The organism is Winogradskyella algicola, from assembly GCF_005869935.1.
Classification (GTDB): domain Bacteria; phylum Bacteroidota; class Bacteroidia; order Flavobacteriales; family Flavobacteriaceae; genus Winogradskyella; species Winogradskyella algicola.
Genome location: NZ_SZQF01000001.1, coordinates 15,508 through 30,625 on the forward strand (window position 1 = coordinate 15,508; position 15,118 = coordinate 30,625).

Genomic DNA, 15,118 nt, shown 5'->3' on the forward strand with positions numbered 1-15,118 from the left:
CTCAATATTTTGAGTTTAGAAGTCTCTTGTAATTAAAGCGTCATCTGCATTGTAAACTTCAAATACATAACCACCTTCTTGTAGTAAGATAAAGATTAAATAACAGATTAAGAAAACACCTGTCCAAACTACCATACGTCTCAAGGCTTTTACTTCATCTCTCATGTGCATGAAGTCCCATGTAATATAGTAAGCTTTTACAATAGTCAAGAGGATAAATATTAAGTTCAAAGGCTTCATGTATACAAATGGTGATAGAATAATATTACCAATTGTTGCAAAGAATCCACCTTCTAAAGGACTGATCCAAGTGTTCATTAGTATTTCTGGCTTGTATATACCAAGCACTACTTCTATAACAGTTACAAAAGTTAAGAATGCCAGTACACCCCAAATTTTTTGCGTGTTAGATTTAAATTTCCAACGTCCTCTAAATATCTCTAATTTATGTTCGTGTGCCATAATTTATTATCTAATTCTATTTTAAACTAAGTAGAAGAAGGTGAATACAAATACCCAAACTAAATCGACAAAGTGCCAGTAAAGACCAACTTTTTCAACCATTTCATAGCTACCTCTTCTTTCGTATGTACCTAATACCACGTTAAAGAATATGATAATATTTAGTACAACTCCCGAAAATACGTGGAATCCGTGAAATCCTGTAATGAAGAAAAAGAAGTCAGCGAAAAGTGAAGTACCATATTCATTGACTCTAAGGTTAGCTCCTTTTACCACAAGACTTCCATTCTCTTTAATTTGTTTCAATGACTCTTCTCTAGAAAGAACAGTCTTTTGTCCTTCTTCATTTATCAATTGTGTTCTGACTAATATATTTGGATTAGCTTCTAAACCTTGAAATATTTCGTTTACTGTATAAGGTGGCAGACTAGCTTCTTCCCTAAACCATAGACCATTCTTTCTTTCGTGCTCTTCGCGCACGTCTGGAATACTAACAGCAAAATCATCTATAGATACTCTTTTGAATTTTTCTGCACCATCTACTGTAACATACTCACCAAATTGTAGGATATTTCCACCCTTAGTCTGCACAGCTCCATAATCTCCCTGAATAAATGTTGCCCATTCCCAGGCTTGAGATCCAACAAATATTAAACCACCAATGATGGTTAAGAACATATACAAGGTTACTTTTGCCTTATTCATATGATGCCCTGCGTCTACAGCTAATACCATAGTTACTGAAGACATAATAAGAATAAACGTCATGAAAGCAACGTAAATCATTGGTAATTCTTGACCATGTAAAAAGGGAACGTGAGTAAACACCTCATCTGCAATAGGCCACTCTTTTATAAATTTAAATCTAGAAAAGCCATAAGCTGCTAAGAAACCTGAAAATGTCAATGCATCAGAAACGATAAAGAACCACATCATCATCTTACCATAACTTGCCTTTAGAGGTTTATTTCCTCCTCCCCAAATTTTCCCTTCTGTGCCAGTACTTGATACTGTAGAATCCATAGAAATTAATTAAATTTTAAGATTGGACAAAAATAATCAAATTATGTCTCTAAAAAAATATAAAAACAAAAAGAGCACAAGCCAAAGCAGGTCTACGAAATGCCAGAAATTTGCCGCCAGTTCTAATCCCAACATATTGTTGGTGTTGTACTTTTGTTTAAAATGATTATAAATAACAACAAGTATACAAATTAAACCAGCAATGACGTGCAATATATGCACAACAGCTATCAAATAGATGTAAGACATTGTGATGTTACTTGTTGGACCAGTAAAATTGTATCCTGCTTGGATGATTTGTCTAAAACCCTCAAACTGGCTAAAAACAAATCCAACTCCTAAAATAAAAGTAACTAACAACCATACGGTTGTCATTTGTCTGTTATTTTGTCTTAGTGCTTTTTTTGCTAATATAAAAGTTAAGCTACTCAACAATATAATAGCTACACTTATATAAAACGCGTTTGGTAGATCGTAACTGCTTAACCAATCTTTATCTTTTCTTTGTTTAGAGCTTACAATAAAAGCACTTATCAATGCCGAAAAGGACATTATTAAAGATCCTATACCAAACCAAAGCATCATTTTTTTTGATCTGGCTGTTTTTTCTTGACGTGTTCCTTCTGTTAAATCCATCTATCTCAAAAATTTATCTGCAACATATATAATTTGTAACATCGTAATATAAAATACGCTAGACAACATTAGTTGCTTAGCAGCTTTTACTGTTCGTTGTTTAAATAACCTTAATGCAAAAACCAACATCAGTACTCCTAATAAAAATACAACAACAGCACCTAGAATTGATAGTTTTAAATCTCCTGTAAAACCAAATACAGGAATTATAGATACCAAAACTGTCCAAACGCTATACATAATTATCTGTACAGCTGTACCCTTATCTCGTTTTCCTGTTGGCAACATAAAAAATCCTCCCTTTTCATAATCATCAAATAAAAACCAACCGATTGACCAAAAATGCGGAAATTGCCAAAAGAATTGAATTGCGAATAATGTTCCTGGCTCAATACCAAATTCTCCTCGAGCTGCTACCCAACCTAGCATAAAAGGAATAGCTCCCGGTATAGCTCCTACAAACACAGACAATGGTGTTTTTGTTTTTAGAGGTGTGTAAACACTTGTATATAAAAAAATGGAGATTGCTCCCCACATTGCTGTTTTTGGATTGATATTGTAAAGCGTAACAATACCTAAAATTGTAAATGCGGTTGCAATAATAAATGCTGTATTAACAGACATACGACCTGCAGGAATAGGCCTGTTCTTTGTTCGATCCATTAAAGCATCTAAGTCTCGCTCAATAATTTGGTTATAGGCATTTGAAGCGCCAACCATAAAGTATCCTCCAAGAGCCAGAAGCATAAGCGTGGTATAATTTATAGTGTCTGCCCCCAACAAATATCCAGCCAGTGCAGAAAACACAACACTAACAGACAATCCCATTTTGGTGATTTCCTTAAAATCTGTTATTACAGAAGTTTTTGATACCGAAGATTCTGTACTGCTCAAATCTAGTTATTTGTCCTATTCTTAGCGAGTGCAAAGATACTTTGAAAAAAGGTTTTCACCAACGCTATTAGAAAACTTTAATAAAGGTTAATCTTTAAAAATCGTTATACCAATTAAAAAGATCTGTTCGGATGCCTAAACTAAACCAAAGGGTGTTTGAGTCTGTTGTAGAAGAAGTAATAGTTTGCGGATTAAAATCTCGATAAATAATGTTGGCAAAAACTTTTAAATTCGTTTCAGGATTAAGTAAATAACCCACTTGCTGCTCCCACATAAAACTATTGGTTTTATTTCCTTGTCCAATAGTTATTCCAACATTACCAACACGATCATTTTCGTTAGTGTAGATATCTCCACCATATGCAAAGCTATCTTCATCAGTATTAAAATCGAAACCTCTTTGACCTATTATAAGCTTTGTATCTGCAAACCAACGTTTATAATTATAACGACCTATCAATACTAGTTCTCTAAAGTTTGCTCCCCAAAGATGAGCCATAGGCTGATTAAAATGACCATAGTTTAGAATTTCCGTGTTGTGTGAATACGTATAAGGGCGCACTTGATTATATTCTGCCTGAAGCAATAAATTATCTACTTTAAATGCATTGAAATATTTAGCACCTAACTGAAAACCAAACTTGTTTTTCCAGCTTTTATTTCCACCTGTGACATCACTTAATGAAAATTCATCTAGTATAAATTGACCATAAAGATTTACCTTATTATTCCATTTATATTTTGCACTTAGACCCAAAATAGCATTTCCTGCTCCTTGTCCAGTTTGAAACTCAATGGCTCTAAAGAAAATAATTGGATTAAGATAATTAACATCAAAACCTCTACCGTTGGTATCTGCCCACATCACTGATTCAAACAAGCCAATATTAAGCCTTTTGGAGACATTCCAGCTTAAATAATGATTTGCCATGTATTTTGTTAAAAAAGCGTCATCCACAACTACTTCTGGTCTAACATCTTTAAGCCACATCCATGTGCTTGTATATTTTATTTTCCAAAATGTAGTATTTAATTTTAAAAAAGGATATGGACTCGCTACATCGCTTTGAAATAATGAACGGTAACCATCACCAATAAAGTTTTTACCATGCCCAAACTGAATGTTTAGAAAATCTGCTGGCGTATAGGACAAATAAGCCTCTGCCACAGGATAGTCGTACGAATTTTCTTTAAACCTTTTTCCAATACCTCTACCAGGAATTATTGCAGGATCAGGACCAAAAGCCCTCAAACTTTCTGCATATGCATTAAAATAATCTGCAAACCTGCCTTGGCTTTCGTACACAGAAGTCGATATATTAAAGCGCTTGCCGAATCCTGCTTGTATAAATACACCTCTAGTGTTATTCCAAGTACCATCGTCACCCTCAGTTTCTGCACCAAGTTGTAAATCTACTATTGGATCTACTGTAAACCAGTAATCTTTTCCTTGTACCTGCACCAAATGCTCATTATAAAGCTTTCTCCCAAACCAACTATCGGTTGCTTTTGCCAGACTTTCTTTTTCTGCTTTAATGTCATAATATTTTGCAACATCTGTATGGACAAATGGTTTAGCAGCAGTATGACTATTAGTACCAATGGCATTCATTTCGTCATCAAAACGTGCATAATACGAATGTGTAAAAGGTATGTTTAACTGACTACTATACTCTAACTTTTCATAAGGTTTGAGACTTGCATTAACGTTATCAAACTCATCAGACAATGTTGCATTTAAGCTATCTTCTTCTTTAAAATTGGCATCTTTTTGAATGCCTTCTTCTCTACCTTCAGTTTCCTTAGTTGGTTTTTCTAAAGGTATCGCTATGCTTAAACTGTATTGAACAAAAGTAGGCTTAGAATTATATGTTGCTGGTTTTATTTTAGGTAAAGCGTCAAAGACGCGTTTACTTTCTTCCTTCAATTCGTCATAGATAGCATCTACATAAATAACCCTGAACTCTCCTTCTTTACTAACTTCGAAAAGAACCTGAACATCACCTGTATAATCTTCATTGGAAACAATTTCAGGGATTTTAAAATTGTTATAAATGAAATTGTTTAATGTAAAATTGAAACACGGTTTTAATTGATCTACACTTAGTGAATCACATTCACTAAAAACTGGTGGCTTTTCGTAAGTTGATAGTGTTTGCGCATTACTCCAAAAAGAAATTAATAAAACCGCAACAAGCCAAATATGCTTCATAAAACAGATCAATTATTAGTGCTCGAAAGATACTTATTTTTTTTAGTAACCCTAAAACAAAAAAACCGTTACTGCTAGTAACGGTTTTAAAAAATATGTAGTTTGTATTTAGTCTCTCACCATAAATTTAATTGGCAGATTATAGATAACACCAACTGGTTTATCTTGTTGGTAGCCAGGCTTCATCATAGGTATCTTATTAATAACTCGCAATGCCTCTTTTTCTAGTACTGGATGCGGTGTTCTAATTTTAACATTAGTAATGTTTCCATTCTTATCTACAGTAAATTGCGTTTGAATTTTCTGTAAGCCAGATATACCATGGTCGCTCGCAACGTCTGTATTAAACCTCTTACTTACAAGTTTACTTATCTTGTCTGACATACACTTCTTTCTGTCAGCATTCGTTTTCTTTTTTTCACACCCAGGATAGATTGGCGCCTTTTCTATCTTGTAAAAAGGCACATCAACAGGTTCAGGAATCTTTTCTACAACAATGTCTTCTGGTCTTGTAATCGGTTGATCAGAGGGTTTAGGATCATCTGGTGTGAAAATTTTTTGCTCTACGTCTGGTGTGTTGTTTTCAACTTCTTTATAAACATCTTTTAACTCTGTACTTCTTTCAACTTTAGGTTCGTTTTTTTTCTGAACAACCTCCTCAACACGATAATCTGGCGCTACATCAATAGTTGCCACATCATTAATTTCTACAGCATCAATTGTTACCTTTTTCTCTTGAAACTGCATTTCAAACAGTCCATAGGTAGCCAATAAACAAAGAATCAACCCTATTTGGAAATATAGGGTTGAGTTTTTTTGTAAATTTGCATCATGCTTTTGTGGTTTTCTCACCTCAGCAGTACTCTGACCAGTACTATTGAGATTTTTTTTCGAATTTTTCATAATACGTATTATTTAAAATGTTAATATTATGATAAAGTCACAATAAGCATACCAAAAAGAAAATCCCGTCCAATTAATTTTGAACGGGATTTTTATAATAAGATAATATCTTTTGTCTAATCTAATCTTGTACTTGGAATACAATTGGAATTGAGAAAGGCATAACTACAGCTTTACCTCTTTGCTTACCAGGCTTCATTTTTGGAAGCTTAGCCAAAACTTTCTGAGCTTCTTTCTCTAAAGCTGGGTGTGGACCACGTGTCTGAATCGCAGTAACATTTCCGTTTTTATCAACTTTAAACCTACAAAAGATTCTTTTCTTTCCTGGAGCCAATCCTAAGTCTTGTGCTAATTCTGTATTAAATTTTCTTTGAATAAATTTATTTACCTTTTCATTCATACATTCTTTCTTAGCAGCATTCCCTTTTTCGTTTTCACAACCAGGAAAAACAGCTACGTTTTCAATAACGTGAAAAGGTACTTCTAAATCTTCCTCTACTTCTTCTACTTCTACCTCTTCTACTTCTACTATTTCTGTTTCCATTTCAGTTTCTGTAGACTCAATAACGGTTTCTTCTACTTCTACCTCATCTTCAACTACCTCGATCACTTCAGGCGCTGCTGGTGGTGGTGGAGGTGGAGGTGGTGGAGTAACAATCTGTTCTGTTATTGGTGCTTCTTCTTCAAACTCATCATCTAGATTAAGCGTATCGGCAACAACATCAGCTTTATCATAAGTCTTGTAGTTTATTGCCATGTAAGTGATACCTAGCATGAGTGCTAATCCTACAGCAAAATACAAAGAACTGTTTCTGCTTACATCTGATTTTGGATTCTTCTTAGGTTCCATATTAAACTTTATTTTAAAGAGTTGCTAATTTAATTAAATAATAAGAAAAAAAGCAAAACTTCTATTTATTTTAACTTTATTATATCTAATCTTGCTGCAATTAACGTGCCAACTACAACACCCAAACAGTTTGCTAACAAATCGTATGTGTCATAGGTACGGTTTTGATTGAGTTGATGTTGCATAAGCTCTAACAAAACCCCAAACAAAATGACAACGACAAATACAAACCATAATGTTTGCTTTTTATGACTTGGTTTAAAATAGGTTGTCCATAAACCAGCCAAACCAGCATAGGCTATGAAATGATATATTTTATCATCAAAGGAAGAGCCTAAACTTGGTACTCCATTTAGATTTATAAACGTTGCAATAATCAGTGCTAATGTATAGATAACAGCAACTGATAACAGCAGTTTTCTAAGCACTTATTAAAGCTTTATAATCTTCAGCAGATAATAAATCATCTACTTGAGATGCATCAGAAAATTTTAATTTAATCATCCAACCGTCACCATAAGGGTCTGCATTTACCTTTTCTGGCTCGTCTTCAAGACTTTCGTTAAACTCAACAATCTCGCCAGATAATGGTAAAAATAAATCTGAAACAGTCTTTACAGCTTCAACCGTACCAAACACTTCTTCTGCCTCTAAAGTTTCGTCTACAGTTTCAACTTCTACATAAACAATATCTCCTAACTCTCCTTGGGCAAAATCTGTAATACCTACTATGGCGATATCACCTTCTATTTTTATCCACTCGTGGTCTTTGGTGTACTTTAATTCTGATGGTATATTCATCTTAAAATGTATAATATATTAGTGCAACAAAAGTAATTTTTTAATTGCTTGTTTTCAAACCAAAATCTCAAAATTAATTTCCAAAGTTATATCGTAGCGTAATACCAGACCTTAATGAGGTTTGCGGGAATGATGTAGATATTGCAAAATCTGAGAAAGTATAATCAAAATAGAAAATAGCTGTTAGGTTTTTACTGAATGCATAGTCTGCTGAAAACTTTCCGCTCCATATAGTTTGCCCTGCCGTTATTTGATTGTTATCTAAATCTAAATATCTAATAATTGTTTTATTATCTCTTACTGAGATATCTGCCCTCATGTTTAAATCGCTCTTCACAACTTGTTTTGAACCTGCCAAAGCAGATCTAATTCTAAGGTCCTTTATACGATAACCCAAGCCTAACGTATATTCCTGACCCTGAATCTCAGTAAGCAAATTGTTATCAAAACTTAACGACAACATTCTGTCTTTTTGAATTTCTGCCAAGACTTTAATAGAATTTTTCATTTCAAACTCTAAACGAACCAACGGACTAAATTGCTCTTCTAAATTGATATTGCTGTAGAGTGTTCTATTTTTTAAATTTCCATTAGCATCTTGGTTTGCAGGATTTATTGACCCTACTCCTGTACCTGAATCTACTACTAAATTATCTACCGAATCATCATAATCTAGGTTAGTTCTAAACTGATTAATTGTATATCTGGATCTATAACCATGCTGAATTGAAAAACGTCTAAAGGTCTTTTTAAACCAAGGGATTTTCATTAATCCAGTATACTTTAGAGTCCAATTTGGTATAGGCACATCTCTAAATGCTCTTGTGCTTACCTTTTCTGGATTAGTACCATGGTAAGCCGAAAGAAATGCAGGCAACAATACACGCTGGCTGTTCTTTCCAAATCCTATCGGATAACCTTCTGCATCTGTATTAAATGGTGTATTCCCGTAGAATTCTCTTGCAAGACGGTTAGCAATTATTAATCTATTGTCTCTAAATTCATCAAAAGCATCAGATTGGTTTTCATCACTTTTGCCAAATGCTGTCTTAATTAATGCTGTAGATATGTTGAAATTACCAAACGTATTTGGTGTAAGAGGAACATAAGTTAATTCATCATCAATTTCATCAACTCTAAAGTTTTCTGTGAAGTTCTCTGCGTAGGTTCTGTTTCCTATTAAATCGATTTTTAAATCGCGCATTGGCTCAACATTAACAGAATAATCTAAAGTTGTGTTTTTTACTGATGTGAACTGTTGATTAAAATCCGGGAATCTTGTTAACCATCCATTTCTCGCTACTAAATCTCTAATATCTCTTTGACTACCAAAGGTGTAACCCCAGGTTGGCCTTAACGTTCCTATAAAACCAGGTGTTGGTAAATATCCTGGTAAATATGTACCATTAGTTTCACTATAACCAAATTGAATACGCTTTACCATAGTAATAATATCTACCAATGTATTGTAAGCTTTCTTTCCTGTACTCAACTTACTAGGATCTCTCTTTTGATCGTTTTTGCTTAAAGATTTATCTGTATCTGGTGTTGCAGCTCTTGCTTTAGCCCTTGTATTTCTTGATCTTCCTCGCCTGTTATTTTTTCTAACCAAACCTATGGACTTATAAAAAGTCTCCATGTTTAAGGTAGAGTTAATATTATGGGTATTAGAATTTTGTATAGAATGTCCTAAGTTGAATGTTCCGATATCGGTTACTAAATTTTCATTTAAATCTGAACCTTTTTGCCATTGAAATGCGCCGTTATATGTATAGGTAGTTCTTAAGAAGCTTAAAGCAGGAATCTTGTATAATGGCAATTCATAATTAACTTGAAGCTGTTGCGTTTGGAAATTTGGATCACCAAAATCAAAGAAACCATCCCAAACATCTAGTGTTGGATCTTGTCTTCCATTGAGTTGGTCATCAATAAAGTAATTCCTAACAATGTTTGTATTGGCTGCAGTAAAATTAAGACTTAATGCATCTGTTAGATTGTAATTAATGACGTACTGAAAATCAAAAGTGTAGTTTCTTCTAAACAATTCTTCAATACCAATATTATCTCCTCCGAGCTCTACTTCTCTGAACTTTTGTTTACTAAACTGCCTATTAATATCTGTATTTACCGAAATGTTAGATGGCAATAAATTAAGGTTGAAATCTTTTAGAATCTTCCAATACTTTCCTGTAAATAAAGAATCATTCTTTTTAAATGGTTCTATTCTGGCAGGCTCAAAAGCATAATTATAATTAACACCTGCTCTTATGTTCTGGTCTAAAGAATTTTCAATTTCAAAATCACGATGCTCAACTTTATTGTACGAATAGTTAAAGGTTAAGTTTTCTACGTCATAGAAACGTTGTTTCTTTTCTCCTGTGCGCTGTTTTCTAACTCCAATAAAGTTAATACTCTTTCGTTTTGTATAATTCTCATTTACTCTAAGTATAGAATCTTGATTGGTAGTATTATCTAGCTGCGTTTGTAGTTCTATATCTCTGTAATACTCGTCGAATTGAGGTGTAATAATTTCTTCACTTTGCGAATAATTAAACGGAATTTGAATTCCCCATTTCTTAGGCAATAATTGTCCAAGCTGTACATTGGTAACAACGTCGTATTGTTTTACATCTTCTCTACTTCGCTCGTTTGGTGATTGCTCTATACCACCAAAACCAATAGTACTGCGTCTACCTGTAGCACTAATATCTGCAAAGTCTGCTATATTAGAATCCATACTCACAACAGCAGCCCAACCACCTTCGTTTTCTAAATCGGACATACGCAACTCATTAAACCAAACTTCACCACATGCATTTGTACCAGTTACACCAGAATTCTTAAGACCAACCATAAGTACTCTAATATCACCAAAATTAGGATTACCTTTTATTGCGACACGTTGTTGCCCTGTAGGTAAAGGAGAAAATTCTGCAACTGGTGTTTCATTTAGCACACCATCTACAACATCGTAAAATGTTGGGTCTTCATTAGATAAAGTTTGATCAAAAATTCCCTGAGATTTAATATCCTGAAGAATATCTAACGAGATATTAATTTCATTTACGGCTGGCCAAATACGTTCTTCAATTGATAAATTACCATCTACCAAATCGGTTGGCAATAAAGGGATTTCTATTTGATAAAAATTTTGCGTAAAGTCATTACCCATTCTTATAAAAGCAATCAACTCTCCTTCTTGAAGCGATTGACCCTCCTGCGCTTCGGCATGTAAGAACATGCGTAGCTTTTTGTACTGACGCATATCTACATTGATGTTTTTAAACACACCTCTAGAATCTTCGGGTTCTAACTCACAAGCCTCTAACACTAAAGACTGTTCATTCTGTCTTATAATGTTATTGTTATTATTTAGTTCTTCACGTCTTACACCAGGTGGTATAACATAATCCCCATCATTTTCTTGAACTCCAATAATACCTACGTTAAACTCTGCATTTGCACTGTTATTTGTTGGATCATTATCTAAATCTAATGTAAAACGTCTCCAATCACTTCTCACCAAATCTAAAGTTGCAAAACGCAATACCACGTCTTCAGTAAAATCTGTTAAATACATACGTGCAAAACGTACAGATCTAATGTCTGATATACCACCAATTGCGTTCGTAGGCTCATTAATAGGGATTCTAAACTGATACCAATTAACACTTCGTGTGTCTCCATTTGGAAGCGTTACTGGTATATTTTCTTTTGTGTCGTATATTAATGGGTTATTTAAATTTAAATTGTTTGGGTTTATTTCTACTTCATATTCGTAATAACTATCAATAGTATTCATAGTGTTATCACGATTAATATCCTCTACATCTGGTTGTGTTGTAGATCCTCTATTGGTATCTGTAAATACATCAGGAGTGTTACCTTGTAAACCATTGTACTGCTTGTAACGCTCAAAGATATCACCATCTGTATTAAGGTAATACGTATAGTTATCGTTTGCAGGATCATCACCAAATTGCGTACCGTACACAGCTATTTCTTCAGTATCATCATAACCGTCTAAACCAACATCTTGGTTAGTACGCTCTTGACCTGTTGTAGCAAATGTGTAAATTAAAGATTGGTTTTGAGGCACTACACTATTATAATCTGTAGGCTCTAGAATTGAAATATCACCATCTTCTGGAAGTCCGTTTTCATACTGTTTTTTTCCATCTTTTAAGACATCCTCAGAAATATTCCCAAGGTTAATAAAAAGCTTACCTCCTTGAGCAGATGGATTATCCATAAATGGATCTTGTACCCAAAACTCTATATATTCAACATTGGCTTGTTCAAAATCTGTAGAGGTGATTTGTCTAGATATACCTGCCCAACGTTGATTTGGTGTTACAGCTCCTTGAGCTTCAAGTGGGTCAAAATTATAAGGACCTCTTTCATCAGGATAATAGGCTAAGTCTAGTGTATTTATCACAGAGGTCTGCCCTTGTACAACATCAACCTCTGGAAAAATCTCTTCAATAAAAACACGTCTTGTATATAAATTTGATACATCGTCATCACTAATGCCGCCTGGACGTTGAGTGCTATAAAAAATAGGATCAACCGTATACCAATTTAAAAATCCTCTACCATAACCACTTACTTCTCCATTGTCATCACTACCTCTTATATTTCCAGGCAATTCTTTTGGTCTACTAGATAAGAACCATGACAAAGGACTTAATAAATCTATCGCTCCTTGAGTACCTTCAAAATCATCGATGTAGGCTGTAGCTTCACCATCGAAATCTGTACCTTTTGGCGCACCTGGTAACAAATAGGCAAACTCGCCACGAACAGATAAATTAGATGGTACATCTGTATCTATGTTTGGAAGTTTATTAACCAATCTCGTTAAAAACGGTACCTCTGTTGAATAATTACCATTAAATCCAAAGATGGTATTATTAATAGGCTCAGAATTAAAATTAGCCTTTTGAGTAATTGGTCTCTCGTTAAGATTTAAAAGGGTCGCTCCAAGGACAAAATTTTCATTGAATTGATGCTCAACGTTTATGCCTGTAAATCGTCTTGTTTGCTGACCAAAAACCGCATTATTTTCTACAGAAACATTAATTGGTGTGTTGGATGCTTTTAAGGCTTCATCTAAAATCTCTACGCGACCAAGCTGATAATTTACAGTATAATCTATACCTTCTACTAATACTCTTCCACCTGCTGTTACTCTCACTGAACCTCTAGGCACATTGAAAGCACCAATAGGAATACCACCATCGCCACCACTACTTTTAAAACGTCCCTTTATCTGAAACTTATTTTTCTCTGCCTCATCTAAGGCTTGCGTCTTTGTTGATTTGTAAAGCAAATCGTAAACGTATTTTTCCTGATTTTCGTTGGTATAGATGTCTTGTTCGTAATCCGTATCATTATTATTTGGATTGTTATCATCGTCTAAAACATCGAATAAATAACGACCAAAAGGCTCTGCTTTGGTGAAAATAATTTTACCGTTTTGCGTTAAAACCGTTAGACCAGGCACATAATCAAAGAAACCATCACCACCTTCTTGAGGGTCATTGTTAATATTTAATCGGTCTACATGAAATAATCGTATTAAAGGTGTTTCTTGTATTTCAGTATCATCGTTAGGATCTAATGGTGTGTTATTATTGTAAAGTGGAAATGTTGTACCCTCAACTGGTCTTATATAGTTGACTGGAGAGGCCTCTGTATAAAAAATGTTTAATCTAAAATCTTCTTGACTTAATTGAAAAGCACCAGTATCATAGATGTTTTTCATCATTAAGTCCCAAATAGGTTGCTCTACAGATGTTACAGCACTTTTTAGCATCTTTAGAATCAAACTTTGGTTGTTGATGACTTGGTTTCCTGTATTACCTTGACTAACTTGAGTTGCATCTACACCATCATTAGCAAATTCACCAACTTGGAAGACTTCACCTCCTCTTGTATATTGAAACGCAACTGCTAGAACCTCGTCATTTAACAAGCGTTGGTTTAATGATATATATCCCAACTCAGTATTTAGAACATAATCTCGTCCTTGCTCAAGCTTACGAGCTGCTTCGAGCTTACCGTAATCAAATCCTTCGTTAACGTTAACTGAAACACCAGCCTCTACATTAGTAATATCTCTAACTGCTTCAGTTAATAATGAACCTGCGCCACCAATATTGGTAGGATCAAAGTCGTTATTACCATTATCTGGAAGCGCACCAGGATTATTAATAAAACCACCAGGTAATGGATCTAAGCCAATATTATCAGCTTCTGATTCTCCCAAATCCTGAAAGGCAACGACATTTCTTACATTTTCAGTTTGATTGTTTCTGTTAGTTACCCATACCTCAACTCTGGTAATTTGCAGACCTTGATTATCTATAAATGGATACTGTAATAAAGCTTTGTCATAATTATCTCTAAAGTAATGCGATAAAAAATAGTGCCTATTTTCATCATAATCTCTGGCAAAAAACTCAAACTCTTCTAATGTACCACCACCTTGTGCTACTACAGATCTAGACTGCGATTGTTGTTCTGAGAAAACCGCTGTAACTCTTGTTTTACCAAATTGTAATTCTGTTTTAACACCAAATAGACTTTGCGCACCTCTAATTAAAGAACTGTTAAGTGGCATATTTACATTACCAACTTCTATCTTTCTTATGATATCATCCTCAGTTGGTGTGTATTCTAACTTTACAATTTGTTGAAAATCAAACGTTGCTTCTGTATCATAATTAGCCGTTACCTGAAGTCTAGTACCAACTTTACCAAGTAAGCTTAATCCTATTCTTTGATCAAAATCAAAAGTGAAGTTGGTTCGGTTTCTTGGGGAAAAGGCAGGATTATCTTGTCTAGAAAAAAGCACTCCTAAATCTACTTCTGCGTAACCACTAGGTATAACGCTAATTGTGTTACCTCCAAAAATAGTTTCAAAAAGTCCAGAATTGACATAAAACTCTGGCAATAGATTTTTCTGATCTTCTTCACTTCCTTCCTTTTGCCCTGCAGCAGCATCTGCCATACGCTTGTAATATTCTTTTAGCTTTTCTTCTAAAACTAAGCGTTGAAATTCTTCAGGAGTAAGAATTAAAGGGTAATTAATATTAAAATCCCCTATTTTTTCAGTGTAAACATACCGATCTAAAATAGGGTCATAGGTATATTTTGAAACAATACTATTGGGATTTGGCATTTTTAGCTTCCCTAATGCATAGGTTGTTTTTGTAGAATCTTGCTCTTCTGGTTCTTGTGAAAAAACAGACACACTCACTAGCATCATAAATACTAATGACACATAAAAACTGATTGATTTTAATTGATTGTAGTTAGTTATATTCAATTGT

10 protein-coding genes are annotated in these 15,118 nt (G+C 34.2%); all 10 read right to left on the bottom strand.

From position 1 onward, the window contains the following. Positions 1–15: 15 nt before the first annotated feature. Complete coding sequence (locus FC091_RS00085) at positions 16–462, bottom strand: cytochrome C oxidase subunit IV family protein (protein WP_138432250.1); 447 nt, start codon at positions 460–462, stop codon at positions 16–18. Between the two features lie 21 nt (positions 463–483). Then, positions 484–1,485 carry a cytochrome c oxidase subunit 3 gene (locus FC091_RS00090; protein ID WP_138432251.1) on the bottom strand — a complete coding sequence of 334 codons (1,002 nt, stop codon included), beginning with the start codon at positions 1,483–1,485 and terminating at the stop codon, positions 484–486. Positions 1,486–1,521: 36 nt separating this feature from the next. Then, entirely contained in the window at positions 1,522–2,121 is a 600-nt protein-coding gene (locus FC091_RS00095) for a cytochrome c oxidase subunit 3 (RefSeq protein ID WP_138432252.1), read from the bottom strand. Further along, positions 2,122–3,015 carry a heme o synthase gene (gene cyoE, locus FC091_RS00100; protein WP_138432253.1) on the bottom strand — a complete coding sequence of 298 codons (894 nt, stop codon included), beginning with the start codon at positions 3,013–3,015 and terminating at the stop codon, positions 2,122–2,124. Between the two features lie 94 nt (positions 3,016–3,109). Next, positions 3,110–5,227 (bottom strand): capsule assembly Wzi family protein, encoded by a 2,118-nt coding sequence (locus tag FC091_RS00105; RefSeq protein WP_138432254.1) that lies wholly within the window; start codon positions 5,225–5,227, stop codon positions 3,110–3,112. A gap of 108 nt (positions 5,228–5,335) precedes the next feature. Continuing rightward, the gene (locus tag FC091_RS00110; RefSeq protein ID WP_138432255.1) at positions 5,336–6,130 is read right to left on the bottom strand and encodes an energy transducer TonB; all 795 of its coding nucleotides are present in this window, start codon (positions 6,128–6,130) and stop codon (positions 5,336–5,338) included. A 121-nt stretch (positions 6,131–6,251) separates the two neighbouring features. Continuing rightward, complete coding sequence (locus FC091_RS00115) at positions 6,252–6,980, bottom strand: energy transducer TonB (protein ID WP_138432256.1); 729 nt, start codon at positions 6,978–6,980, stop codon at positions 6,252–6,254. A 65-nt stretch (positions 6,981–7,045) separates the two neighbouring features. Then, positions 7,046–7,408, bottom strand: coding sequence for a VanZ family protein (locus tag FC091_RS00120; protein WP_138432257.1), 363 nt, complete (start codon positions 7,406–7,408; stop codon positions 7,046–7,048). Continuing rightward, on the bottom strand, positions 7,401–7,781 hold the full coding sequence (gene gcvH, locus FC091_RS00125) for a glycine cleavage system protein GcvH (protein ID WP_138432258.1): 381 nt from the start codon (positions 7,779–7,781) through the stop codon (positions 7,401–7,403). Before gcvH ends, FC091_RS00120 begins: the two co-directional genes overlap by 8 nt. Before the next feature lie 73 nt (positions 7,782–7,854). Beyond that, the gene (gene sov, locus FC091_RS00130) at positions 7,855–15,114 is read right to left on the bottom strand and encodes a T9SS outer membrane translocon Sov/SprA (protein WP_171032423.1); all 7,260 of its coding nucleotides are present in this window, start codon (positions 15,112–15,114) and stop codon (positions 7,855–7,857) included. Positions 15,115–15,118 lie beyond the last annotated feature (4 nt).